Origin of the sequence: uncultured Brevundimonas sp. (assembly GCF_937870815.1) — a bacterium.
Classification (GTDB): domain Bacteria; phylum Pseudomonadota; class Alphaproteobacteria; order Caulobacterales; family Caulobacteraceae; genus Brevundimonas.
Genome location: NZ_CALMZS010000113.1, coordinates 1 through 21,360 on the forward strand (window position 1 = coordinate 1; position 21,360 = coordinate 21,360).

At 71.0% G+C, this 21,360-nt stretch carries 28 protein-coding genes; 6 read left to right on the top strand and 22 right to left on the bottom strand.

Translation table 11 applies throughout. The features are described 5' to 3' along the window. Nucleotides 1–367: 367 nt before the first annotated feature. Entirely contained in the window at nt 368–592 is a 225-nt protein-coding gene (locus Q0588_RS07200; RefSeq protein WP_298745091.1) for a hypothetical protein, read from the bottom strand. Between the two features lie 163 nt (nt 593–755). Here Q0588_RS07200 and purD point away from each other — a divergent pair, with 163 nt between their 5' ends. From purD to Q0588_RS07215, 3 genes are all read left to right on the top strand, one after another. Beyond that, complete coding sequence (gene purD / locus Q0588_RS07205) at nt 756–2,048, top strand: phosphoribosylamine--glycine ligase (RefSeq protein WP_298745093.1); 1,293 nt, start codon at nt 756–758, stop codon at nt 2,046–2,048. A 71-nt stretch (nt 2,049–2,119) separates the two neighbouring features. Then, entirely contained in the window at nt 2,120–2,317 is a 198-nt protein-coding gene (locus tag Q0588_RS07210) for a CopG family transcriptional regulator (protein ID WP_298745096.1), read from the top strand. Then, nucleotides 2,305–2,580 (top strand): type II toxin-antitoxin system RelE/ParE family toxin, encoded by a 276-nt coding sequence (locus Q0588_RS07215; protein WP_298745098.1) that lies wholly within the window; start codon nt 2,305–2,307, stop codon nt 2,578–2,580. Before Q0588_RS07210 ends, Q0588_RS07215 begins: the two co-directional genes overlap by 13 nt. Before the next feature lie 88 nt (nt 2,581–2,668). Here Q0588_RS07215 and Q0588_RS07220 read toward each other — a convergent pair whose 3' ends face one another. Then, on the bottom strand, nt 2,669–3,370 hold the full coding sequence (locus tag Q0588_RS07220) for a murein L,D-transpeptidase catalytic domain-containing protein (protein WP_298745100.1): 702 nt from the start codon (nt 3,368–3,370) through the stop codon (nt 2,669–2,671). A 123-nt stretch (nt 3,371–3,493) separates the two neighbouring features. On the opposite strand from Q0588_RS07220, the gene Q0588_RS07225 reads away from it, so the two are divergent. Next, nucleotides 3,494–4,810, top strand: coding sequence for an amidohydrolase family protein (locus tag Q0588_RS07225; RefSeq protein ID WP_298745102.1), 1,317 nt, complete (start codon nt 3,494–3,496; stop codon nt 4,808–4,810). Nucleotides 4,811–4,911: 101 nt separating this feature from the next. Beyond that, nucleotides 4,912–5,382 carry a CHRD domain-containing protein gene (locus tag Q0588_RS07230; protein ID WP_298745106.1) on the top strand — a complete coding sequence of 157 codons (471 nt, stop codon included), beginning with the start codon at nt 4,912–4,914 and terminating at the stop codon, nt 5,380–5,382. Nucleotides 5,383–5,385: 3 nt separating this feature from the next. On the opposite strand, the gene lpxK is transcribed toward Q0588_RS07230, so the two are convergent. The 7 genes from lpxK to Q0588_RS07265 all read right to left on the bottom strand — a co-directional run bounded on the left by lpxK (nt 5,386) and on the right by Q0588_RS07265 (nt 12,071). Next, entirely contained in the window at nt 5,386–6,414 is a 1,029-nt protein-coding gene (gene lpxK, locus Q0588_RS07235; RefSeq protein ID WP_298745108.1) for a tetraacyldisaccharide 4'-kinase, read from the bottom strand. Then, nucleotides 6,411–7,706, bottom strand: coding sequence for a 3-deoxy-D-manno-octulosonic acid transferase (locus Q0588_RS07240; protein ID WP_298745111.1), 1,296 nt, complete (start codon nt 7,704–7,706; stop codon nt 6,411–6,413). Before Q0588_RS07240 ends, lpxK begins: the two co-directional genes overlap by 4 nt. A 1-nt stretch (nt 7,707) precedes the next feature. Beyond that, nucleotides 7,708–8,394, bottom strand: coding sequence for a lysophospholipid acyltransferase family protein (locus tag Q0588_RS07245; protein ID WP_298745113.1), 687 nt, complete (start codon nt 8,392–8,394; stop codon nt 7,708–7,710). A 196-nt stretch (nt 8,395–8,590) separates the two neighbouring features. Then, nucleotides 8,591–10,432: an ABC transporter ATP-binding protein gene (locus Q0588_RS07250; protein ID WP_298745116.1), complete on the bottom strand. Its 1,842-nt coding sequence runs from the start codon at nt 10,430–10,432 to the stop codon at nt 8,591–8,593. A 106-nt stretch (nt 10,433–10,538) separates the two neighbouring features. After that, a complete protein-coding gene (locus Q0588_RS07255) occupies nt 10,539–11,162 on the bottom strand; it encodes a DNA-3-methyladenine glycosylase I (RefSeq protein WP_298745119.1) in 624 nt (207 codons plus the stop codon). 3 nt (nt 11,163–11,165) lie between these two features. Continuing rightward, on the bottom strand, nt 11,166–11,453 hold the full coding sequence (locus tag Q0588_RS07260; protein ID WP_298745121.1) for a hypothetical protein: 288 nt from the start codon (nt 11,451–11,453) through the stop codon (nt 11,166–11,168). A 33-nt stretch (nt 11,454–11,486) separates the two neighbouring features. Continuing rightward, nucleotides 11,487–12,071, bottom strand: coding sequence for a TetR/AcrR family transcriptional regulator (locus tag Q0588_RS07265; protein ID WP_298745124.1), 585 nt, complete (start codon nt 12,069–12,071; stop codon nt 11,487–11,489). 340 nt (nt 12,072–12,411) lie between these two features. Between Q0588_RS07265 and Q0588_RS07270 the strand changes: the two genes are divergently transcribed. Next, nucleotides 12,412–13,077, top strand: coding sequence for a sulfur transferase domain-containing protein (locus tag Q0588_RS07270; protein ID WP_298745126.1), 666 nt, complete (start codon nt 12,412–12,414; stop codon nt 13,075–13,077). Between the two features lie 2 nt (nt 13,078–13,079). Here Q0588_RS07270 and Q0588_RS07275 read toward each other — a convergent pair whose 3' ends face one another. From Q0588_RS07275 to Q0588_RS07335, 13 genes are all read right to left on the bottom strand, one after another. Beyond that, the gene (locus tag Q0588_RS07275) at nt 13,080–13,295 is read right to left on the bottom strand and encodes a hypothetical protein (RefSeq protein WP_298745129.1); all 216 of its coding nucleotides are present in this window, start codon (nt 13,293–13,295) and stop codon (nt 13,080–13,082) included. Further along, on the bottom strand, nt 13,292–13,510 hold the full coding sequence (locus Q0588_RS07280; RefSeq protein ID WP_298745131.1) for a hypothetical protein: 219 nt from the start codon (nt 13,508–13,510) through the stop codon (nt 13,292–13,294). The genes Q0588_RS07275 and Q0588_RS07280 overlap by 4 nt, the downstream gene beginning before the upstream one ends. A 67-nt stretch (nt 13,511–13,577) precedes the next feature. Then, nucleotides 13,578–13,832 (bottom strand): DUF4170 domain-containing protein, encoded by a 255-nt coding sequence (locus tag Q0588_RS07285; RefSeq protein ID WP_298745134.1) that lies wholly within the window; start codon nt 13,830–13,832, stop codon nt 13,578–13,580. 68 nt (nt 13,833–13,900) lie between these two features. Then, on the bottom strand, nt 13,901–14,089 hold the full coding sequence (locus Q0588_RS07290; RefSeq protein WP_298745136.1) for a hypothetical protein: 189 nt from the start codon (nt 14,087–14,089) through the stop codon (nt 13,901–13,903). A 116-nt stretch (nt 14,090–14,205) separates the two neighbouring features. Continuing rightward, the gene (locus Q0588_RS07295; RefSeq protein ID WP_298745160.1) at nt 14,206–15,561 is read right to left on the bottom strand and encodes a metallopeptidase TldD-related protein; all 1,356 of its coding nucleotides are present in this window, start codon (nt 15,559–15,561) and stop codon (nt 14,206–14,208) included. A gap of 165 nt (nt 15,562–15,726) precedes the next feature. Next, on the bottom strand, nt 15,727–16,041 hold the full coding sequence (locus Q0588_RS07300) for a type II toxin-antitoxin system PemK/MazF family toxin (RefSeq protein WP_298745139.1): 315 nt from the start codon (nt 16,039–16,041) through the stop codon (nt 15,727–15,729). Continuing rightward, the gene (locus Q0588_RS07305) at nt 16,042–16,371 is read right to left on the bottom strand and encodes an AbrB/MazE/SpoVT family DNA-binding domain-containing protein (RefSeq protein WP_298745141.1); all 330 of its coding nucleotides are present in this window, start codon (nt 16,369–16,371) and stop codon (nt 16,042–16,044) included. A gap of 41 nt (nt 16,372–16,412) precedes the next feature. Then, entirely contained in the window at nt 16,413–17,942 is a 1,530-nt protein-coding gene (locus Q0588_RS07310; RefSeq protein WP_298745143.1) for a UbiD family decarboxylase, read from the bottom strand. An 82-nt stretch (nt 17,943–18,024) separates the two neighbouring features. Next, complete coding sequence (locus Q0588_RS07315; RefSeq protein WP_298745146.1) at nt 18,025–18,876, bottom strand: aldo/keto reductase; 852 nt, start codon at nt 18,874–18,876, stop codon at nt 18,025–18,027. A gap of 88 nt (nt 18,877–18,964) precedes the next feature. Then, nucleotides 18,965–19,810 (bottom strand): hypothetical protein, encoded by an 846-nt coding sequence (locus tag Q0588_RS07320; protein WP_298745149.1) that lies wholly within the window; start codon nt 19,808–19,810, stop codon nt 18,965–18,967. 47 nt (nt 19,811–19,857) lie between these two features. Then, nucleotides 19,858–20,511 carry a 3-oxoacid CoA-transferase subunit B gene (locus Q0588_RS07325; protein ID WP_298745152.1) on the bottom strand — a complete coding sequence of 218 codons (654 nt, stop codon included), beginning with the start codon at nt 20,509–20,511 and terminating at the stop codon, nt 19,858–19,860. 51 nt (nt 20,512–20,562) lie between these two features. Next, on the bottom strand, nt 20,563–20,937 hold the full coding sequence (locus Q0588_RS07330) for a four helix bundle protein (RefSeq protein WP_298745156.1): 375 nt from the start codon (nt 20,935–20,937) through the stop codon (nt 20,563–20,565). Between the two features lie 21 nt (nt 20,938–20,958). Further along, nucleotides 20,959–21,360 (bottom strand): CoA transferase subunit A (locus Q0588_RS07335; protein WP_298745158.1); only part of this gene is annotated, 402 nt, incomplete at its 5' end.

A 21,360-nucleotide genomic window follows, 5' to 3' on the forward strand; every position in this document is an offset into this window, starting at 1 on the left:
GCCGAAGCGGTCCTCCAGCGTCCGCTTCAGCGCGAACGACAGTTCGGAGATCGTCAGGGGCGGATTGTTGTCGCGCGCCGCCGCCGGTTCCCCGGCCGGGCCCTCGAAGACATAGGAGTCGTCGCTCATCGGGGGGAGACTAGCGAAGCAAGTGGGGACACACACCCCCTTTCCGCCATCAAAACAGGCTCGCGCCCAACGCCTCCACCATGAGGGAAGTGGGGACACACACCACTTTGCGGGCAAGAGCCGCCTGGTCTGCGGGCGGAAGGGGGTCGTCTTCAGAGTGGAGAAAGGGGTGTGTGTCCCCATTTCCCGCTTCGGGCCGTCACGGTGATCGCGGATGGGGCGCGAGTGGCGACCGCCCTCAGCCCTCGAGCGGGATGATGAAGACGCGGTCGTAGTTCGAGGGGCCGTCGTAGCGGGGCAGGGCGACGTAGTCGTCGCCCGAATGCTCCATCACCTCGCGCGCCAGCCGGTTGAAGGCGGCGCGGTCCGCCTTCCGCCGGGGCTTCACGACAAAGCCCTCGTCCGATTTTTCCACCGCGTGGGACGGCCCCCCGTCCCTCAGCGACTGTAGAAACACGCCCATGGCACGTCCATCGACCAAGGTTGGAAACCACAATGATCCACAATCGGGCCGGATGCGCAACGGCGGCGGTCGGCGGGCGGCTCACATCCGCGAGAGCGCCGGAAGTGGGAACGGGTGACCGCCGGCGCTTGACCGCCTTCGCGGCTGCGGTCATTGCGCGGGTATGAACATCCTGCTGGTGGGATCGGGCGGACGCGAGCACGCCCTGGCATGGAAGATCGCCCAGTCGCCGCTGGTGCGGCGGCTGGTCATCGCGCCCGGAAATCCGGGCATGGACAGGCTGGGCGAGCGCGTCGCCCTGAAGGTCACCGACGCCGACGGCCTGTGCGCCGTGGCGCGGGAGATGAAGGCCGATCTGGTGGTGGTCGGGCCGGAGACGGCGCTGGAGGCCGGGCTGGCCGACCGGCTGGCCCTGGCGGGCATCCCCTGTTTCGGGCCGACGAAGAAGGCGGCCCAGCTGGAGACCTCCAAGGCCTTCTCCAAGGCCTTCATGGAGCGGCACGACATCCCCACGGCGGGCTACGGCGTCTATGAGCGGCTGCACGAGGCGCGCCAGGCGCTGTCGGTGTTCAAGCCGCCCTATGTGATCAAGGCCGACGGGCTGGCGGCCGGCAAGGGCGTGGCCATCTGCGCCAGCAAGCGCGACGCCGAGGCCGAGATCGAGCGGATGCTCGGCGGCCGCTTCGGCGCGGCCGGGGCGCGGGTGGTGATCGAGGAGTTCATGGACGGCGAGGAGGGCTCGCTGTTCGCCGTCTGCGACGGCCAGCGGGCCCTGCTGCTGGGCGGGGCGCAGGATCACAAGCGCGCCTATGACGGCGACCTGGGGCCGAACACCGGCGGCATGGGCAGCTATTCGCCGGCCCCGGTGTTCACGCCGGAGCTGGTCGAGACGGCCGAGCGCGACATCGTCCGGCCGGTGATCGAGGGGATGGCGCGCGAGGGCATGCCCTATCGCGGCGTGCTCTACGCCGGGCTGATGGCCACCGAGGCCGGGCCCCGGGTGGTCGAGTTCAACGCCCGCTTCGGCGACCCGGAGTGCCAGGTGCTGATGATGCGGCTGGACGGGGACATCGTGCCGCTGCTGCTGGCCTGCGCCCGCGGCGACCTGACCCGGGCGGAGCCGCCCGGGTTCCGGCCGGAGACGGTGATCTGCGTGGTGCTGGCCGCCAGCGGCTATCCCGACAGCCCGCTGGAGGGCTCGATCATCCGCGGGGCCGAGCAGGATTTCGGCCCGCACGTGCAGGTCTTCCACGCCGGCACGCGGCGGCGCGACGACGGCCAGCTGGCCGCGGCCGGCGGGCGGGTTCTGAACGTCTGCGCCCGCGGCAGGGACATCGCCGAGGCGCGCCAGCGGGTCTATGCGGCGGTCAGGAAGATCGACTGGCCGGGCGGTTTTCACCGCACCGACATCGGCTGGCGGGCGATGGAGCGGGAACAGGGCGGCTCCACGGGTTGAAGGCGGTTTCGCACTGGTCGGTCAGGTTGAAGCCGGGTGAGGGGCGACGCCGGCTGTGCTATCGTCACCGCATGAGCGAGCCGGGCAATGAATTCGACGAAGAGGCTGTCGTCTTCGTTTTCGAAGAGGCGGTCGAGCTGGACGCGCGCGAACAGAAGGCGATGGCGGACATCGACGCCGGCCGGTTCGTAACCCATGAGGCGGTGGTGCGCTGGCTGAAATCCTGGGGGACGGAAAACGAGCTGCCGCCACCCAAATGCGGCGACTGATCTGGTCGACCGACGCGATCGTCGACCTCGGGGCGATCCGATCCTACATTGCGGAGACCAATCCACCGGCTGCGTCACGCGTGGCTGCAGCGTTGGTGGATGCAGCCAACAGTCTGGTCGCCTTTCCGAACCGGGGGCGACCCATACGGTCAGGCGTCCGCGAACTCACGACCGTGCCGCCTTACGTCATTCGATATGTCGTCTTGCCCGACGAGGTTCGGATAGCCTTCATCCGTCACTCGGCCCGCAGACCAGAGCCCTAAACCGAGATCTTCGCTCCAGGATCATGCTGGAGCCTGATTCACGGCATCGCCGGAATCGCGAAGCGATTCCTCCTCAACCGATCAGGCTCTAGGCCCAGGCGAACAGCAGCCGGCCCTCGCCCATGCGTTCGCGCAGGATCGGCAGGTCGTGGTGGGCGACCGAGAAACAGCCGTAGCTGCGACCCAGCTTGCCTTCGCGGGCGAGGAAGGCCGGGTCGGCGTAGTCGGCCCCGTGGACGATGATGGCGCGCTCGCGGGCCAGGCTGTTGGTGTACTCCAGCCCGTCGAGCAGGACATTGGGGCCCTGCTGGGCCCCCCAGCTCGCGCCGGCGGTGACATAGGCCCCGACCGAGGACATATAGCTGTCGGGGGTGTTCGAGAACTGCTGCGCGAAGCCGGTGTGCGACGGGTCGGAGCCGCGCCCGTGGGTGGTGCGCATCAGGGTGACGGCGCCGCCGTGCAGGTCGACCTCGTAGAGCCGCTCGTCACCCGAGAATTTCTTGAAGTCGACCAGATACACCCGGTCGCGGGCGGTGATCCGGCCGGCGTGGATGTCCAGCGCCGCCAGGGCCCGGTCCATCAGCTCCCGGCGCACCGGGGCGCGCGGATCGAGCGGGCGGGTGGAGTTCAGCTGCGAGGTGATGACCTCGGGCGGACGGGCGATCCGGACCATCGGGTCCGGGACGGCCGGCGGACGGGCCGCGGCGATCTCCGGCCGGGCGACCGCGCTGGCGCAGCCCGACAGCAGGGCCGCGCCGCCCAGGATGAATCCACGTCTGGCAAGCCGCATGCGACGCCCCTCGCATGTTCACAGAAGGCGACAGTCTGTTGCAAACCCGCCCCCGGTGGCAACCTGAGCCTTGGCGGAATCGGACAAGGGGCTAAGGTGCGCGGTCCGTTCAGGAGGGTCTTGATGAAGTCGATCACAATGTTGTGGGCCGCCGCCGCCGCCCTGGTGGCCTCGGGCGCCGCCGCGCAAACGCCCGCCGCCACGCCGGTTTCGCCGTCCGGGGAAGCCACCTTCGTGCAGGTGGGCCGGCTTCTGGCCGACCCGGCGAGCGGCGTGGTGCAGCGCGATAAAACTCTCGTGATCCGCGGGAACCGGGTCGCCGAGGTGCGCGACGGCTTCGTCGGAGAGGGCCGGATCGTCGATCTGCGCGACGCCTTCGTCCTGCCCGGGCTGATCGACAGCCACGTCCATCTGACCGGCCAGCAGAACCCCAACGCCCGGCTGGAGGAGGTCACCCAGTCCAACGCCGAACAGGCCTTCGTCGGGGCCCGCCACGCCCGCCGCACCCTGATGGCCGGATTCACCACGGTGGCCGACCTGGGCGGGCAGAACGAGGCGGTGTTCGCCCTGCGCGACGCCATCCGGCGCGGCGACGTGCCGGGGCCGCGGGTGATCGCCTCGGGCGCGTCGGTGTCGGTCCACGGCGGCCACGGCGACGTCAACGGCTACCGTGACGACGTCATGCACCTGCTGTCGTCGGAGAGCGTCTGCTCCGGGCCGGAGGACTGCATGCGGGCGGTGCGGACCCAGGTCCGCTCGGGCGCCGACGTCATCAAGATCACCGCCACCGGCGGGGTGTTGTCGAACACCGCGGCCGGCCTGGGCCAGCAGTTCTCCGAGGCCGAGCTGGCCGCCATCGTCGAGGCCGGGCACCGGATGGGACGGCGGGTGACGGCGCACGCCCACGGGGCCGACGGGATCAACAGCTTCCTGCGCGCCGGCGGCGATTCGATCGAGCACGGCACCTGGCTGGACGCCGAGTCGATCCGGCTGATGCGGCGCGAGGGGGTGTATCTGGTCCCGACCCTGATGGCCGGGGACTTCGTGGCGCGGATCGCCTCGGGTCCGGACAATTTCTTCACCCCGGCCCAGACCGCCAAGGCGCTGGAGGCCGGGCCGCTGATGCTGGACATGGCCCGACGGGCCCACGACGGCGGGGTGCGGATCGCCTTCGGCACCGACAGCGGCGTCTCGGCGCACGGCGACAACGCCGGCGAGTTCGCCCTGCTGGCGCGGGCCGGGCTGACGCCGCTGGAGGCCATCCAGGCGGCCACGGTCAATGCGGCGGCGCATCTGGACATCGCCGGCGAGGCGGGACGGATCGCGGCCGGGATGCCGGCGGACCTGATCGCCGTGTCCGGCGACCCGCTGGCCGACGTGACCGAGCTGGAGCGGGTGCGGTTCGTGATGAAGGGCGGGGTGGTCCACCGGGCGGAGTAGCCGCGCCGGCCGGCGGCCCGGGAACTGTTTGGAGAACGCGGGTGTTGGAAGGCCGCAGACCACAGATTTCTGCGCGTCATGCCAACAGCGAGGACGCCCTCATGACCCCCCTCTCCCATCCGGTTTCCGCCCGCCGCCTGGCCATCGCAGCCGTGGCGGCGCCGTCGCTCGTGCTCGCCGCCTGCACCTCGGCGGACCTGGGCATGGACGGCCCCACCGTGCTGACGGCCGCCATGACCGGAGCCGCCGAAATCCCCGGGCCGGGCGACCCCGACGGCAGCGGCTCCGCGACGGTGCGTATCGATCCCCTGGCGGCGGGGCGCGTCTGCTACGACCTGTCGGTGGCGGGCATCGCGCCGGCGACCGCGGCGCACATCCACAGGGGCGCCCTGGGCGTGTCGGGACCGCCCGTGGCGACGCTGACCGCGCCCGCGGCGGGCTCGAGTTCCGGATGCGTCGATGCGGCGGCGGCGCTCGGAGCCGAGATCCTCACCGCGCCGGCCGGCTTCTACGTCAACGTCCACAACGCCGACTATCCGAACGGCGCCGTTCGCGGCCAGCTCGTCAACTGACCCTCAGCCGGCCGCCGGGCCTGCCCCGGGAACGGCCGAGAGCAGCAGCCGCTGGAACCCCGCCTCGTCGTCGAAGCTGGCCTTGACCGGCCAGGATACGACCCGCTCGCGCCAGTCGGGCGGCAGGCGGAACCAGTCCTTTTCGGTGGTGACCAGCCGGGCCCCGAAATGCTCCGCCCGGCCGGCGAGGAAGCGCAGGTCCTGGTCGCGGAAGGCGGCGTGGTCGGGGAAGGGCGCGAAATCGACCAGTTCGGCCCCGGCCGCGTCGAGGGCGCGCTCGACCTTCCACGGCTTGGCGATGCCGGCGAAGCCGAGCACCGGCCCGGCCGGGGGCGGGGCGGCGGGCTTGAGGCGGGCGATGAAGACCGGCAGGGCCCCGAAGGCCGAGAGCAGCTCCGGATCGGCGGCGGGCGCGTCGGCCGGCAGCAGCACGACCACGGCGTCGGCGCGGGCGAGGCCGGCCTTCAGCGGCTCGCGCATCGGGCCGGACGGAAACACCGAGCCGTCGCCGAACGGCCATTCGCCGTCGCGGGTCTCGCCGTCGACGACCACGAGGCTGAGCGCCTTCTCCAGGGCCGGGTTCTGGTGGGCGTCGTCGAGGACCACCGCCGGGGCCCCCGCGGCGGCGGCGGCGCGGGCCCCGGCGACGCGGTCGCGGGCGATCCAGGCGGGGCCGCCGAGGGCCAGCATCAGCGGCTCGTCGCCGACCTCGGCGGCCGTATGGACGGCGGGATCGACGCGCGCCGGCCCCTTCAGCCGCCCGCCGTAGCCGCGCGACAGGGCGTGGGCCGCGACCCCCGCCTCATGCAGCAGGCGCAGGGCCTCGCGGGCCACCGGGGTCTTGCCCGAACCGCCGACGGTCAGATTGCCGACCGAGATGACCGGCACGCCGGGGTCCGCGGGCGCGGCGCGGGCGAGGCGCCGGGCGGTGGCGGCGGCCCAGATCCACGACAGCGGCTTGAGCAGCATCCGCGTCATCGGCGCGTGGCGGCGCTCGCGGTCGTACCACCAGCGGGGGGTGTTGAGCTTCATCGGCCGCCCCGGGCCGGGGGCGGCGGCAGCAGCGGCGTCAGCCTGTCCCACAGCCGGTCGAGGCCGGAGCCGGCCTCGGCGGCGGCGCGGCGGCCGCGCTCGCCCATGGCCCGGGCCGCCGCCTCGTCGGCCAGCAGCGGGGCGATCACGGCGGGCAACTCCCATGGGGCCTCGACCACGGCGAGGCCGCCGGCCCGCACCAGGGCGTCGGCGACGGCGGCCCAGTTGCTCATGTCGGGGCCGGTCACGGCGGGCTTGCCGAGCCGGGCGGGCTCGAGCGGATTGTGGCCGCCGACCGGGGGCCTCTCCAGCGCGGCGGAGAAGCTGCCGCCCATCACCACGACATCGGCGAGGCGCAGGAACAGGCCCATCTCGCCGAGGGTGTCGGCGACGTAGAGGTCGGTGTCGCGGTCGGGCTCGCGGCCGTCCGAGCGCAGGGCGAAGCGGTAGCCGTCACGGCCCAGGGCGGCGGCGATGTCGCGGCGGCGCTCGGGATGGCGGGGCACGAGGATCAGGCACAGGCGGTCGGCCAGCTTGTCGAGGGCGCGGACCAGGGCGATCTCCTCGCCGTCGTGGGTGCTGGCGGCGACGACCACCGGCCGGTCGCCGATGGCGGCGCTGAGGCGGGTGAAGGCGCCCGGGTCGTGCGGCGGGGCCGCCCCGGCCAGCTTGAGGTTCACATGGCCGTCGATGCGGGCCCCGAGGCTCTCCAGCCGGGCCGCCGAAGCCTCGTCCTGGGGCAGGACGCGGTCGAAGGCGGCGAGGACCTCGCGGGCCGCGCCGGGGAAGCGCCGCCAGCCGTCGACGGTCTTCTGCGTGATGCGGGCGCTGGCGAGGACGAGTTTCACGTCGCGGCGGCGGGCCTCGAGGATCAGGTTGGGCCACAGCTCGCTCTCGACGAAGACGGCGGCGGCCGGGCGCCAGTGGTCGAGGAAGGCGCGGACGGCGCCGGGCGTGTCCACCGGGGCGAACTGGTGCAGCACCCCGGGCGGCAGGCGCCGCGCCAGCAGGGAGGCCGAGGTCACGGTGCCCGAGGTGACCAGCACGGCGAGGTCGGGGCGCCTTTCGCGCAGGCGCCCGACCAGCGGCAGCAGCGACAGGGTCTCGCCGACGCTGACCCCGTGCAGCCAGACCAGGTCGCCGGGGGGCCGGGCGGCGGAGGCGAGGCCGAGCCGCTCATCGACGCGGGCCGGATCCTCCTTGCCCTGTTTGGCGCGGGCGTCGAGCAGGCGCGGCGCCAGCGGCTCGAACAGGCGGGTCAGCAGCCGGTATGCGATCAGGGCGGGGCTCACCTCAGACCCGCTCCAGGCCGGTGACGGCGTCGGCCTCGGCCTCCACCGCGGTGAGGCGTTCGGTCCAGTCGGCGATGACGTCGTCGAGGGCGGCGCCTTCGGGGAAGTCGGCGCGGTCCCAGACCACGGCCCCCTTGCCGAAGGGCAGGGGGATCAGGGCCTTGTCCCAGGTGTTCAGGCGGATGGCGGGATTGCACGACAGGCCGACGAACAGCACCGGCGCCCCGGACAGCCGGGCCAGCAGCGGCAGGCCCTCGGCCATGCTGCGCACGGGCCCGCGCGGGCCGTCGGGGGTGATCGCCAGGCCGCCGACCCTGAGCTGGCGCAGGCCGTCGCGCAGCGCCTGGGAGCCGCCCTTGGTCCGCTCGGCCTTGTCCTTGTTGGACGACGAGCCGCGCACCGCCGGGATGCCGAGCCGGGCCACGGCCCGGGCGAGAAATTCGCCGTCGCGGCTCAGGGAGATCAGGCCCTTGACCGGCTGGGCCCGGCCGATCGGCCAGCTGTGCGGGGCGAGCGCGGTGCGCGAATGCCAGAACACCCCCAGCACGCCGCCGCCCCCTCTCCAGACCGCTTCGGCGGCCGCCTGGTTGCGGTGCTCCCAGCGGATGGTGGCGTAGCAGAACCGCAGCCACTGGGCGAGAATCCAGGCGAGGACCGTCTGGATGACCGGGTTGCGGAGCGGTCTCATGCCGCGCACTCGAAAAGCCCTCCCCTCGAGGGGGAGGGTTGGGTGGGGTGGAGGCAGATTGGTCGTTGGGAAGCGCCGGTGGGCTGCCTCGGAAGACCGGCGACGACGCCCCCCGCGCCACATCCTGACGCGGCCTGCCTCCACCCCATCCCCGGCCCTTCCCCCTCGAGGGGAAGGGGGCTGCCAATCACTTCCGTCACGACACCGTCCCCACCGACACCGGCTCGCCGTCCAGCGACTGCTGCTTGGCGAGCCGGGCGTAGAGGCCGCCCTTTTTCACCAGCGCCGCATGCGAGCCCTGCTCGACGATGCGGCCGGCGTCGACGACATAGATGCGCTCGGCGTTGCGGACGGTCGACAGCCGGTGGGCGATCATCAATGTGGCGCGCCCGCGCATCAGCCGTTCCAGCGCGGCCTGGACCAGCGCCTCGCTCTCGGTGTCGAGGGCCGAGGTGGCCTCGTCGAGCAGCAGGATGGGGGCGTCCTTGAGGAAGGCGCGGGCGATGGCGACGCGCTGGCGCTGGCCGCCGGACAGGCGCAGGCCGGCCTCGCCGGCGCGGGTCCGGTAGCCCTCGGGCAGGGCGGCGATGAAGTCGTGGGCGGCGGCGGCGGCGGCGGCGGCCTCGATCTCGGCCTGGGGGGCGCCGGGGCGGCCGTAGGCGATGTTGGCCGCCAGGCTGTCGTCGAACAGGAAGGGCTCCTGGGTGACCAGGGCGATGCGGGAACGCAGGTCGTGCAGCTTCAGCTCGCGCACGTCGCGGCCATTGATGGTCACGGCCCCGGCGGTGACGTCGTAGAAGCGCGGCAGCAGGCTGAGCAGGGTGCTCTTGCCGCCGCCGGAGGGGCCGACGAGGGCGACGGTCTCGCCGGGGGCCACCGTCAGGGAGACGTCGGTCAGGGTCGGCGCGCCGCCGCCTTCGGCGGGGGCGTAGGCGAAGCCGACGTGGTCGAAGGCCACGGTGAGCGGCCCGGGCGGCAGGGCGGCGGCGTCCGGGGCCTCGCGGATCTCGGGCTGGATGTCGAGGGCGGCGAACAGGCGGCGGGCGGCGGTCAGGCCCTCGGCCATGACGGTCTGGAGATTGGTGACCTGGCGCAGCGACTGGCCCGCGGCCATCAAGAGGCCGATGTAGGCGGCGAAGGCGCCGACGCTCATGGCCCCGTCGCGGGCGCGCCAGCCGGCATAGGCCATGACGGCGGCGACCACGAACATGGCCACCAGATTGCTCAGCGGTCCGGCGAAGGCGCGGCTGTCGGCGGATTTGATGACGTGGCGCTGGCGCCGGGCGACGACCTCGCCGACGCGGGCCTCCTCGGCCGCCTCGCGGTTCTCGATCTTGATCAGGCGGACGCCGTCGAGGTTCTCCATCAGGGCGGTGGACAGGTTGGAGGTCTCGACCATGGCCCCGGTGGTGGCCTTGCGCATCCGTTTGCCGAAGCGGCGGATCACCAGGGCGATCAGCGGCGCGCCGAGCAGCACGATCAGGGTCAGCCGCCCGTCGATCCACGCCATATAGGCCAGCACCGCGGTCAGGGTCAGGGCGTGCTGGGTGTAGTTGACCACCCCCTGGGTGAAGGCCTCGCGCACCAGGTTGGCGTCGAACAGCACCGAGGAGACGAAGCCGCCGGAATGCTGGCTGCGCAGCCGGGCGAGGTCGGCGCGGATCATCGCGCCGAACAGCCGCACCTGGATGTCGCCGACGATGCCGTGGCCGAGCCGGTTGACCAGCGCCGCCTGGCCGAGGGCGGCGGCGGTCCAGATCAGTCCGGCGCCGACGATGATGACGGGAATCCACACCAGCGCTCGTCCCGGCGGCACGGTGAAGACGCCCCAGACGGTCACCGCCTCGCCGAGGAACAGGCCGTCGACGGCCGGTTCCAGCAGCTGCAGCACCGTGGCGGCCATGACGCCGACGATCGCCGCGCACAGGATCGACAGGAACAGCGGCGTCCGGTGACGGGAGAGATGGTCGCGCCAGATCCGCCCCAGCAGCGGGCGCAGCGGCTCGGTCTCGTCGGCGGCGGGCGCGGGCGTCCTCATCGGTCCGAGGTCGGACGGCGGGGGGCGCAAGTCAAGCGGGGAGGTGGGGCGCGAGGCCGAACGGTTGTGCGTGGCGTCGCCACCGCTCCTCAGAGCCGCAGGCGGCTCACATCGTCAACTCTCGCCTCGGGCGATGAAACGCCGTCCTGGCCCGTTCGACCTCCGTGCGTATCGCGCAACCCTCGGCATGGTCGTTGATGAGCCCCATCGCCTGCATGAAGGCGTATGCAGTAGTCGGCCCGACGAAGGCCCACCCACGCCTCTTCAGGTCTTTCGACATCGCGATCGACGCCGCCGACGTGGAGGCGGTCTGCGGCGCCGCAAGCTCGGCGGGATCAGGCTCGAAGCGCCAAAAATAGGCGGCGAGCGATCCTTCTTGCCGCACGAGCTCCTCCGCGCGCCGCGCATTGTTGATCACCGCCGCGATCTTCCCGCGATGCCGGACGATGCCGTCATCCTGCAAAAGGCGCTCGATGTCCTCTTCGGTGAAACGCGCGATCCGGTTGAAATCAAAGCCGTGGAAGGCGGCGCGAAAATTCTCGCGCTTGGCGAGAATGGTGCGCCAGCTCAGGCCGGACTGGAAGCCTTCCAGGCAGAGCTTCTCGAAGAGGCGGCGATCGTCTTTGACCGGAAAGCCCCATTCCGTGTCGTGATAGGCGAAGAACTCGACAGCGGCGGCGCACCAACGGCAGCGCGGCCGTCCGTCCGGGCCAACAATCGTCGTGCTCATCGCTCAGCCCTTCAGGAAGGCCAGACGCTCATCCGTTCGGCCCGGCATGATTTCGAGGATGTCGGCGCTGACCACATTCTCCACGACGAACGGGTCCTCCTGAATCCGGGCTTCAAGATCGGCGCGCGAGACGCCGTGAGCGATAACCGCGCCGCCGATGCCCGGTTGAAGACTTCCCGTCACGAGAAAGACGCCGTCCTCGAAGCCGCACCCGATCCAGGCGTTGTGGCCCTCCATGAACTGCGGGGCCTTGGCCTTGTTGACGGCGAATCTGAGCAGGACGACGAACATGGGAAATCTCCTTTGATCAGGGGGTGACCGGCATCAGCGCGCGGAGACATCGCCGCGCCGCTGCGCGTCAAGCCATTCGCACATCCCTTCCACCTCGCGGCGGACGAAGTCTTCGTCGCGAAAAGCGTTGGCGAGACTCGCGACGCCCTGACTTCGAGCAAGCAGGTGCATGGCGAGAGCGTCGGCGTCCGCGTCGTGACCGAGCGCCGCGAATTGTCGGGCGAGCCAATCGCGGAAGAGAACAAAGAGCTTGTTCGCCTCGACCCGGGCCGCGTGATCGAGCCTGGCGAGCTCGTTGCAGAGGGTGCCGACCGGGCAGCCATAGAGCATGATTTTCGCCCGGTTCATGATGAGGATATGGACGAAACTTCGTATGTGGTCCGCCGGGTCGCCGTCCCCGGCTTCCCAGTCGCCCAGCATCTTCCGGGTGTTCGACAGGCGAAGATCTATAACCGCATACAGAATCTCGTCTTTGGTCTTGAAATGGTAGTAAAAATTGCCACGCGAGATATTCATGATCGCAGCGATGTCGGCAAAGGACGTGGGTTCGAAGCCTTGCTCGTAGAAGAGCCGGTCAGCCGCTTCGACGATCTTCTGACGGGTGGTCGCGTCGCTCATGCCGTGGCCTTCGCCATTTCCGCCGGTTGAGATGCGGCGTGCCGATTCACGAGGTTGAAGGTCTACTCTAGGTCGATTGTCCTAGTCAAATAGTTAGGGAAGGCACGACGAACGCCAAGGCTTGTTTGGGGGGTGAGCCAGCAGGTCAAACTCGCGTACGCCGATGCCGCGCAGAGCCAGGTCCCGCCATCGCCCGGTTCCTGGGAACCCCGTCTGTTGTCGACACGCTCAATGAGCAAGGCCGCTGACCAGGACGGATCAACGTCTGCTTTTCATCTGTCGCGCACATTCCATCCGACCATGGATGACGCAATGGCCGGCGGCGGCTATCTCCCCTCCCATGTCCCGCTACGACCTCTCCACCCGCGCCGGCCGGTTCAAGGCCCGGTGGGACTATGTCTGGAAGGACCACGCCTTCCTGCGGCGGTGGTTCTCGAACGCCCACTGGCTGGGGCCGGATCTGGTGCGGACCAACCAGCCGTCGCCGCGGCGGCTGGCCTACTGGAAGGGGCGGGGAATCCGGACGGTCATCAACCTGCGCGGGGCGCGGGACGAGGCCTGGTACGCGCTGGAGAAGGACGCCTGCGCGCGGCTGGGGCTGACGCTGATCGACGCGCCGCTGGATTCGCGCGATCCGCCGCAGAAGGACCGCATCCACCGGGCGCGTGAGTTGTTCCGGAGCATCGACTATCCGGTGCTGATCCACTGCAAGTCGGGGGCGGACCGGGCCGGGATGATGGCGGTGCTGTACCGGCATTTCCATCTGGGCGAGCCGATCTCGGAGGCGATCCGCCAGCTCGACAAGAAATACCTGCACCATCGCGAGGGCCTGACCGGGGTGCTGGACTACACGCTGGAGAAATACCTGAAGGAGGGGGAGCCGACGGGGGTCAGCTTCATCGACTGGGTCGACAGCGACGCCTACGACCCGAAGGCGATCCGGGCCGAGTTCAAGGCGCAGTGGTGGGGCACGCTGCTGACCGAGAGGCTGCTCAGGCGGGAGTAGGGTCAGCCCCAGGGGCCGCGGCGGGCGCCGGACGGAGGGCGCGGCCCGCCGGCCGAGCCGGCCTCGCGCCGGGCCTTGCGGCCCGCCTCCCAGCGCCGGAACCAGCGCGCCCAGTCCCGCTCGCCGCGCCAGGCGCCGAACCACAGGACGAGCGCCATCAGCAGGAAGACCAGGCCGGCGATCTCCTCGCCGCCGAGGGTGCGGCCGAACAGGGTCATGGCCGGGGTTCCTGCGACGCCGCCGCATGCGGGTCCTCGTGGGTGAAGGTCTCGCGCGGGGTCGGGGCCGGTCCGGGGGTGATCGGGTCGTTCCAGGCGGTGTCGGTCTCGTCGGGGCCGATGGTCGGCTGGTCCGGCTTGCGCCGCGTGGCCCAGATGACGATGCCGGCGCCCAGCGCCAGAAGGGCGAGGACGATGAGGGCGGGGCTCAGCATGGGTCTCTCCCGGGCAGGCGTGACGGTACGGGGAAAGCGCGTCAGTCGGGAAGGGAGTTCCCTGAAATCAGGACTCGGCCGCGTCCCCGCGCGGGTCGATCAGCCGGTGCGCGTGCAGGATGAAATAGCGCATGTGGGCGTTGTCCACCGTCGCCTGCGCCCGCGCCTTCCACGCCTTGCGGGCCTCGGCGTAGCTCGGGAAGGCGCCGACGAATTCGACCCTGGACAGGTCCCGGAACACCGGCGCGTCGAGGTGGCGCAATTCCCCGCCGATGACGAGGTGGAGCAGCTGGGGGGATTCGGCGTCGGCGGGTTTGGTCATGAGGCGGAGCGTCCGGAGGCGAGGGGCTGGCGGGGGCGCCAGCGGAATAGGCGCTGTGCGCCGCACGATCAACGGATTTGGTTCATCGACGCCCCCTGGCATACTCCTGCAATGGCCGATAAACTCGCCTGGCGCCGATCTATCTCCGTCGGATCGACGGCAAGGTGGATGCCTTGAACCTCCGCGTCGAAGACCTGACTCTGCGTATGTCCGCGGTTGAGACCGGATTGGCGGCGGTCCGTCGCGATCTCGGTCATCTGGCGGAGGCCGACGCCAGACTTTGCGTCTTTCGACAAGCTTCGGCAGGATGTCGATCGCATCCAGCGCCGGCTCGAATTGACCCCTCCATCAGCCGGACCGGCCGCCGGGCGGCTCATTTGCCGGCGATGGCCACCGCGTCGAACATCAGGGACGGGCTGTTGTTGGCGCCGCGGAACTCGAGGTCGGAGCCGCGCTGCAGCCGGGCGTAGAGTTCGGTCAGCCGGCCGGCCACGGTGACCTCGCTGACCGGCCAGGCGACGGCGCCGTTCTCGAACCAGAAGCCGGAGACCCCGGCCGACCAGTCGCCGGTGTGGGGGTTCAGCGAGGGGCCGAACATCGAGGTCACCAGCAGGCCGGTTCCGGCCTCGGCCATCAGGCCGTCGAGGTCGCGGTCGCCGGGCTCCAGATGCAGGCTGTGGGTCGAGACCCCCGGCGGGCCGGCGAGGCCGCGCGAGGCGTGGCCGGTCGAGGCCATGCCCAGCTGGGCGGCGGCGGCGCTGTTGAGCAGCCAGGTGGTCAGCACGCCGTCGGCGATGATCGCCTGCCGGGCCACCGCCACGCCCTCGTCGTCGAACGGCGTCGAGCCGAGCCCGCGGGGGCGGAACGGATCGTCGACCAGGTCGACCCCCTTCGGCAGCACCGCCTGTCCCAGCCGATCCTTGAGGAAGGAGGCGCCCCGGGCGACCGAGGGACCGGAGACGGCGCCGATCAGCGGCGACAGGATCTGCATCGCCACGCGGTTTTCGAAGATCACCGGGGCGGTGGTCGAGGCGATCTTGCGCGGGCCGGTGCGGGCCACCGCGCGGCGCCCGGCCTCGGCCCCGATGTCGCCGGGGGACGGCAGGTCGGCCAGGTGGCGGGCGGCCCGATGCTCGCCGCCGCGCTCCATGGCCCCGTCCTTCTCGGCGATGACGCCGACGCCGAGCGAGAAGGCTGAGCCGTGATAGGCGCCGTCGAAGCCGTGCGAGGTGACCAGACGCCAGCGGCTGGTCGAGGCGGAGGCGTGGCCGCCCTCCGAGCGGGCCACGCCGGGCACGGCCAGGGCGGCGGCCTCGGCCTCGGCGGCGACGGCCTCGAGGGCGGCCGCGTCGCGCCGGCTCGGGTCGTACAGATCGAGGTCGGCGAAGGGCCCGCAGGCCAGCCGGTCCCGCGGCGCGAGGCCGGCGTACGGATCCTCGGGCGCCAGTCTGGCCATGGCCACGGCGCGCTCCACCAAGCGGTCGCGGGTGGCCTCGGACAGGTCGGAGGCGGACACCGTGGCCTGGCGTCGGCCGATGAAGACGCGCAGGCCGAGGTCGCGGCTCTCCTCGCGCTCGACATCCTCCAGGGCGCCGTTGCGGACCCCGACGGAGAGGGCGGCGCGCTCGGCGGAGACGGCTTCGGCCGCGTCGGCGCCGGCCTTCAGCGCGGCGGCGACCAGTTCGGGCAGGATGTCGGGGGAGGCGGGCGTCGGCAGGCTGTCGGACATGCCCCGATATGGCCGGGTCATCGGAGCGGCGCAACCGGCCGTAGAAGCCGAAGAAGAATTCGAAAGCGCTCACCCCCCCGGCGCATTTGAGTCGTCAGGCTGGACGGCGATCGGCGGTTCGTCACTCAGCTTGTCCAATGACGTCTGGATATCATCGCGGCGTATTCAATCCTCGAACATCTCGCGCAGGATGGCCAGGACGGCCGTCAGCACCTTGGGATCGGCGTCGCCGATGCGACGACCCAGGCGGGTGTGATCGATGGCGCGCACCTGATCGGCCGCCGCCGCTCCGGGCTTGCCGGCCACGGACGTGGAGACGCGGAAGCGCCACTGGTCGCTGCTGGTGAGCGGCACGATCACCGAGATCCCATGCCGATTCAGTTGATCCGGCGACACGACCAGACAAGGCCGGGTCTTCCGGATATCATGGCCGACGGTCGGGTCCAGCCTGACCCACCAGACTTCGCCTCGCCTGACCATTCAGGGCTTCACCACGCCGCTGGCGAGCAGCTCGGTCTCGACGCGCGCCATGTCTTCTTCGGTGTAGGCGTCCCACGCGTCGTCCGTCTCGCTGGTCAGGTCCGCGTCCAGCCACTCGCGCTCTTCCTCGGTCAGCCCGGCCGCCGCGATGCGCCTGGCGTCCTCCTCCCAACCCTCGCGGACCTTCCTGCGCGCAGGAACGATGCTGATCCTCCCCGGCTCATAGACGAACTCGACCGCTCCGCCCTCCGCGACGCCTAGCGCCTGGAGCGCGTGCTTGGGCAGGATGACGCCCCGCGAATTGCCGATCTTGCGTATGGTGGTGGGCATGGCGGGTTCCGTTAGAACGAAGTTATAACAGAAGGCGCGGCCTATTTCCAGATCGGCGCGCCGTCGCCCGGCAGACCGAGGCGGTCCCACATCTCCGACACCCGCTCCACCACCGCCTCGTCCATGCGGATCTCCTCGCCCCACTCCCGCTTCGTCTCCGGCGGCCATTTGTCGGTGGCGTCGAGGCCGATCTTGGAGCCGAGGCCGCTCTCGGGGCTGGCGAAGTCGAGATAGTCGATCGGGGTGTTCTCGATCAGGGTGATGTCGCGGGCCGGGTCCATCCTGGTAGCGACGGCCCACATCACGTCTTTCCAGTCGCGCGCGTTGATCGTGTCGTCCACGACGATGACCCATTTGGTGTACATGAACTGGCGCAGATAGCTCCACACGCCCAGCATCACCCGTTTGGCGTGGCCGGGGTAGGCCTTCTTCATCGACACCACGGCGATGCGGTAGGAACAGCCCTCGGGCGGCAGCCAGAAGTCGGCGATCTCGGGGAACTGCGCCCGCAACAGGGGGATGAAGACCTCGTTCAGCGCCTCGCCGAGCACGCTGGGCTCGTCCGGCGGCCGGCCGGTGAAGGTGGTCAGATAGATCGGGTCGCGGCGCATGGTGATCGCCGTGACCTGGAAGACCGGGAAGGTCTCGACCGAATTGTAATAGCCGGTGTGGTCGCCATACGGCCCTTCGGGGGCGTGCTCGTCGAGCAGGACGTGGCCCTCGAGCACGATCTCGGCCTGGGCCGGGACCATCAGCGGCACGGTCTTGCAGGGAACCAGCTCGGCCTTGGCCCCGCGCAGCAGGCCGGCGAACTGGTATTCGCTGAGGGTGTCCGGCACGGGAGTGACCGCGGCCAGAATGGTGCCCGGGTCGGCGCCGAGCACGACGGCGCAGGGCAGGGGGCCCGTCTTTCCGGCCTTCTTGTGCCGGGCGTAGTGCTGGGCCCCGCCGCGGTGGGCCAGCCAGCGCATGATGGCCCGGTCCCTGCCCAGCACCTGCATGCGGTAGATGCCGAGGTTGAAGTCGTCCTCGCGCTCGTCGGACGGGCCCCTGGTCACCACCAGGCCCCAGGTGATCAGCGGCGCCGGTTCGCCGGGCCAGCAGCCCTGGACCGGCAGGGCGGTCAGGTCGATCCGGTCGCCCTTGAGCACCACCTGCTGCACCGGGGCGGTCTTCACCACCTTCGGCCGCATCGACATGACGGTCCGGGCCAGCGGCAGCATCTCCATGGCGTCCGACAGGCCGCGCGGCGGGGCCGGGTTGCGCAGGAAGGCCAGCAGCTCGCCGACCTCGCGCAATTCGGCGGCGGTGGTCCGGGTCTTCCGGTCCATGGTCACGCCCATGGCGACGCGCTTCACCGTGCCGAACAGATTGGCCAGGCAGGGGATGGGGCTGATCGAGCCGTCGGGCATCACCGGCTTTTCGAACAGCACCGCCGGCCCGCCGTCGCGCAACAGCCGGGTCTGGATCTCGGTCATCTCCAGATGGGTCGAGACCGGTTCGGAGACGCGCACCAGCTCGCCCTCGGCCTCGAGCCGGGCGATGAAGTCACGCAGGGATTTGTAGGCCATCGATCGCTCCAGACTGACCGCTGGATTAGGCGGACGAAGCGGCGCTGTCATCCGCCCGCGCGCCGGTGCGGCAAGACGCCGGTCACCATTCTCTGTCCCACTGGAACGCCGGATCGATCCAGTCGCCGAGACGGCCGTCGGGGCGGGCGAGGGCGTGGATGCGGTCCATCTCCTCCGGCGTCAGCTGGAAGTCGAAGATGTCGAAATTCTCGGCCGCGCGGCCCTCCTTCGCGGTGCGGGGGATGGCGATGACGTTCTGCTGGATCAGCCAGCGCAGGGTGACCTGGCCCGGGGTCTTGCCGTGGGCGCGGCCGATTTCGACGAGGACGGGGTCGTCGGCGACCTTGCCCTGGGCCAGCGGCGACCAGGCGGTGATCGAGGAGCCGAGTTCGCGGGCGGTCTCCAGCAGCCGGGTCAGCCTGAGGTAGGGGTGATACTCGACCTGGTTGGTGACGAGCCGGGCCCGCGACAGCGATTGCGCCCGACGGAACTCGGCCGAGGGGAAGTTGGACAGGCCGATGGTCCGGGTCAGGCCGCGGTCCTTCGCCTCGTCCAGGGCGCCGAGGGTCTCCTCGAACGACGGCGTCGGCTTCGGCCAGTGCAGCAGCAGCAGGTCGGGGGTGAAGCCGAGGCCGGCGGCCGATGCCTCGGCCTGCTTCAGCAGGGCGTCGCGATGGAAATGGTCGACCCAGATCTTGGTGGTCAGCCAGATATCCTCGCGGGCGACGTGGCCGGCCTCGACAGCGTCGCGGATGCCGTCGCCGACCGCGGCCTCGTTGCGGTAGATCCACGCCGTGTCGATGTGGCGGTAGCCGATGCGCAGGGCCTCGGCGACCATGCGCCGGGCGTCGTCCGGCTCCAGCATCCAGGTGCCGAAGCCGAGCAGGGGGATGGCGGCGTCGCCGGCGACGGCGAGGACGGGCTGATCGGTCATGGCGGACTCCGCGAGAGGGGCCCGCATACCTAGGCCCCCGCCGGGCCGGTTCAATGACGGGGGCCGGCGAAATCGCCGCGACGACCGGTCAGAGCGGTGCGCGCAGCCCGGCCAGCCGGGTCTCGACCTGGGCCCGGCGGGCGGCCGAGGCGGCCAGTTCGGCCAGCGTCCGGTCGAGGCGGGCCAGCAGGTCGTCGCGCAGGCGGCGCAGGCGCTCGCGGTCGGGACGGACGTTTTTCGGACGCCGGCCGGCGAGGCCGAGGGCCTCGGTCCAGTCCTGCCGCCAGGCGGCGACGCCATCGCCGCAGGCCCGGAGCGCCCCGACGGCGCGGGCGTCGGCGTTCTGGGCGGCGCGGATCAGGGGCAGGGCCCCGAGGGCGGCGGCGCGGCAGGCGTCGAGCGCGGCCTTGCGGGCCTCGAGCGGCGGCGGCGGCGCGTCCTCGGCCGGGGCGTGGCCGGAGAGGCGGCGGGCGGCGGCGAGCAGGTGGGCGTCGAGCTCGACCATGGCGTCGCGGACCCCGGTCCAGACGGCGTCGAGCGCGCCGGAGCGGCCGGCGGCCTCCTCGACCCGGCCGGCCAGGTCGGCGGCGGCCTCGGACAGGGCGGCGGAGGCCTGGCGGAAGCTCTCGCGGAAGGCCTTGAGCCGCCTGCCGCGGCTGTCGAACAGGCCGGCGAGGCCGCGGCGCGGCTCGAGGGCGTCGGGGTCCAGGCCCCCGAGGACCGAGCGGGCGCGGGCCAGTTGGGCCTCGGCCCCGGCCAGATCGCCGGAGCGGGCGGCGGCGAGGGCCGCCTCGATGCGTTCGACGGCGGCGGCGCGGGCCGGCTCGGCGAAGGTCGGCGCCCCGGCGTCGTCACAGGCGGCGGCGATCGCCTCGACGCGGGCGGCGTCGGGTTCGGGGGCGCAGCCCTGCCAGCGGTAGGCTCCGTCGGCCATCACAGACACTCCCACCCCGGCCCTGCGGCCGGTCGGGTCGACTATGACTACGCCTTGAGGCCTTCGGCAACGGTGTAGCTGGCCTCGGTCTTGGCGGCGACCTCATCGAGGGTGACGCCGTCGGCCAGTTCGACCAGTTCCAGGCCCGCCCCGTCCGGCTTGACGTCGAAGACGCACAGGTCGGTGATGATGCGGCTGACCACCCCCGTGCCGGTCAGGGGAAGGGTGCAGGCTTTCAGCACCTTGGACTGGCCGTGCTTGTTGGCGTGTTCCATGACCACCACCACCCGCCTGACCCCGGCGACCAGGTCCATGGCCCCGCCCATGCCCTTGACCAGCTTGCCGGGGATCATCCAGTTGGCGATGTCGCCGTTCTCGGCCACCTCCATGGCGCCCAGGATCGACAGGTCGATGTGGCCGCCGCGGATCATGGCGAAGCTGTCGGCCGAGCTGAAATAGCTGCTCTCGGGGATTTCGGTGATGGTCTGTTTGCCGGCGTTGATCAGGTCCGGATCGACCTCGTCCTCATGGGGGAAGGGGCCCATGCCCAGCATGCCGTTCTCGGATTGAAGGGTGACCTCCATGCCGTGCGGAATATAGTTGGCGACGAGGGTCGGGATGCCGATGCCGAGGTTGACGTAGAAGCCGTCCTGAAGCTCGCGGGCGGCGCGGGCGGCCAGTTGTTCGCGGGTGCGGGGCATGGGGTAGGGTCCGGGTGTGGGGTGTGGGGTGTGGGGTGTGGGTGAAAGGATTCAGTCGTCTTTCGCTCTGAGAGAGCGGATCAGGGCGCCGAGGCCGCGCCCGAGTTGGTCACAGCGGCCGAGGACCGGTTCGATGTCACTCTTCGGTGCGCAGTCGACTTCGGCAGCGATGATCAAGTGTGTCTCCAACTCCTTCAACGATCCCTGCGCGATCACAAGGTGCCTGACATAGTCCTTGCGGGTTCCCCGGCCGTATCCCTCGGCGACATTGGCCGGAACGGAGACCGCCGAGCGCCTGATCTGTGACGTCAGGCCAAACAGCTCATCCTTCGGAAAGGCGCGGGTGATGAGGTAGCAGGCCTTCACCAGCGCGATCCCGTCGCGCCAGACAGTCAGCTCACGGTAGGACGAAAGCCGCTCTTTCACACCCCACACCCCACACCCTGTTCAGGCGTTCTCGCGTTGCCGCACCGTCCGCTGTTCGATGCGCTTCTCGGGCACGGTCAGGACGATGCGGTCGACATAGATGCCCGGCGTGTGGATGCAGTCGGGGTCGAAGGTTCCGGTGGGCACGATATGCTCGACCTCGACGACGGTGACCTTGCCGGCCGTGGCCATCATGGGATTGAAGTTGCGGGCGGTCTTGCGGAACTGGAGATTGCCGCGGCCGTCGGCCTTCCACGCCTTGACGATCGACAGGTCGGCGACGAGGCCGGTCTCCATGACGTACTGGCGGCCGTCGAAATCGCGCACCTCCTTGCCCTCGGCGACGAGGGTGCCGACGCCGGTGGCGGTGAAGAAGGCCGGGATGCCGGCGCCGCCGGCGCGGATGCGCTCGGCCAGGGTGCC

What these genes read in the sequence shown, in the direction of transcription:
- Q0588_RS07200 (WP_298745091.1), bottom strand. Translation starts at nt 592, where the DNA reads ATGGGCGTGTTTCTACAGTCGCTGAGGGACGGGGGGCCGTCCCACGCG.
- purD (WP_298745093.1), top strand. Translation starts at nt 756, where the DNA reads ATGAACATCCTGCTGGTGGGATCGGGCGGACGCGAGCACGCCCTGGCA.
- Q0588_RS07210 (WP_298745096.1), top strand. Translation starts at nt 2,120, where the DNA reads ATGAGCGAGCCGGGCAATGAATTCGACGAAGAGGCTGTCGTCTTCGTT.
- Q0588_RS07215 (WP_298745098.1), top strand. Translation starts at nt 2,305, where the DNA reads ATGCGGCGACTGATCTGGTCGACCGACGCGATCGTCGACCTCGGGGCG.
- Q0588_RS07220 (WP_298745100.1), bottom strand. Translation starts at nt 3,370, where the DNA reads ATGCGGCTTGCCAGACGTGGATTCATCCTGGGCGGCGCGGCCCTGCTG.
- Q0588_RS07225 (WP_298745102.1), top strand. Translation starts at nt 3,494, where the DNA reads ATGAAGTCGATCACAATGTTGTGGGCCGCCGCCGCCGCCCTGGTGGCC.
- Q0588_RS07230 (WP_298745106.1), top strand. Translation starts at nt 4,912, where the DNA reads ATGACCCCCCTCTCCCATCCGGTTTCCGCCCGCCGCCTGGCCATCGCA.
- lpxK (WP_298745108.1), bottom strand. Translation starts at nt 6,414, where the DNA reads ATGAAGCTCAACACCCCCCGCTGGTGGTACGACCGCGAGCGCCGCCAC.
- Q0588_RS07245 (WP_298745113.1), bottom strand. Translation starts at nt 8,394, where the DNA reads ATGAGACCGCTCCGCAACCCGGTCATCCAGACGGTCCTCGCCTGGATT.
- Q0588_RS07250 (WP_298745116.1), bottom strand. Translation starts at nt 10,432, where the DNA reads ATGAGGACGCCCGCGCCCGCCGCCGACGAGACCGAGCCGCTGCGCCCG.
- Q0588_RS07255 (WP_298745119.1), bottom strand. Translation starts at nt 11,162, where the DNA reads ATGAGCACGACGATTGTTGGCCCGGACGGACGGCCGCGCTGCCGTTGG.
- Q0588_RS07260 (WP_298745121.1), bottom strand. Translation starts at nt 11,453, where the DNA reads ATGTTCGTCGTCCTGCTCAGATTCGCCGTCAACAAGGCCAAGGCCCCG.
- Q0588_RS07265 (WP_298745124.1), bottom strand. Translation starts at nt 12,071, where the DNA reads ATGAGCGACGCGACCACCCGTCAGAAGATCGTCGAAGCGGCTGACCGG.
- Q0588_RS07270 (WP_298745126.1), top strand. Translation starts at nt 12,412, where the DNA reads ATGTCCCGCTACGACCTCTCCACCCGCGCCGGCCGGTTCAAGGCCCGG.
- Q0588_RS07275 (WP_298745129.1), bottom strand. Translation starts at nt 13,295, where the DNA reads ATGACCCTGTTCGGCCGCACCCTCGGCGGCGAGGAGATCGCCGGCCTG.
- Q0588_RS07280 (WP_298745131.1), bottom strand. Translation starts at nt 13,510, where the DNA reads ATGCTGAGCCCCGCCCTCATCGTCCTCGCCCTTCTGGCGCTGGGCGCC.
- Q0588_RS07285 (WP_298745134.1), bottom strand. Translation starts at nt 13,832, where the DNA reads ATGACCAAACCCGCCGACGCCGAATCCCCCCAGCTGCTCCACCTCGTC.
- Q0588_RS07290 (WP_298745136.1), bottom strand. Translation starts at nt 14,089, where the DNA reads ATGACCGAGATCGCGACGGACCGCCGCCAATCCGGTCTCAACCGCGGA.
- Q0588_RS07295 (WP_298745160.1), bottom strand. Translation starts at nt 15,561, where the DNA reads ATGTCCGACAGCCTGCCGACGCCCGCCTCCCCCGACATCCTGCCCGAA.
- Q0588_RS07300 (WP_298745139.1), bottom strand. Translation starts at nt 16,041, where the DNA reads ATGGTCAGGCGAGGCGAAGTCTGGTGGGTCAGGCTGGACCCGACCGTC.
- Q0588_RS07305 (WP_298745141.1), bottom strand. Translation starts at nt 16,371, where the DNA reads ATGCCCACCACCATACGCAAGATCGGCAATTCGCGGGGCGTCATCCTG.
- Q0588_RS07310 (WP_298745143.1), bottom strand. Translation starts at nt 17,942, where the DNA reads ATGGCCTACAAATCCCTGCGTGACTTCATCGCCCGGCTCGAGGCCGAG.
- Q0588_RS07315 (WP_298745146.1), bottom strand. Translation starts at nt 18,876, where the DNA reads ATGACCGATCAGCCCGTCCTCGCCGTCGCCGGCGACGCCGCCATCCCC.
- Q0588_RS07320 (WP_298745149.1), bottom strand. Translation starts at nt 19,810, where the DNA reads ATGGCCGACGGAGCCTACCGCTGGCAGGGCTGCGCCCCCGAACCCGAC.
- Q0588_RS07325 (WP_298745152.1), bottom strand. Translation starts at nt 20,511, where the DNA reads ATGCCCCGCACCCGCGAACAACTGGCCGCCCGCGCCGCCCGCGAGCTT.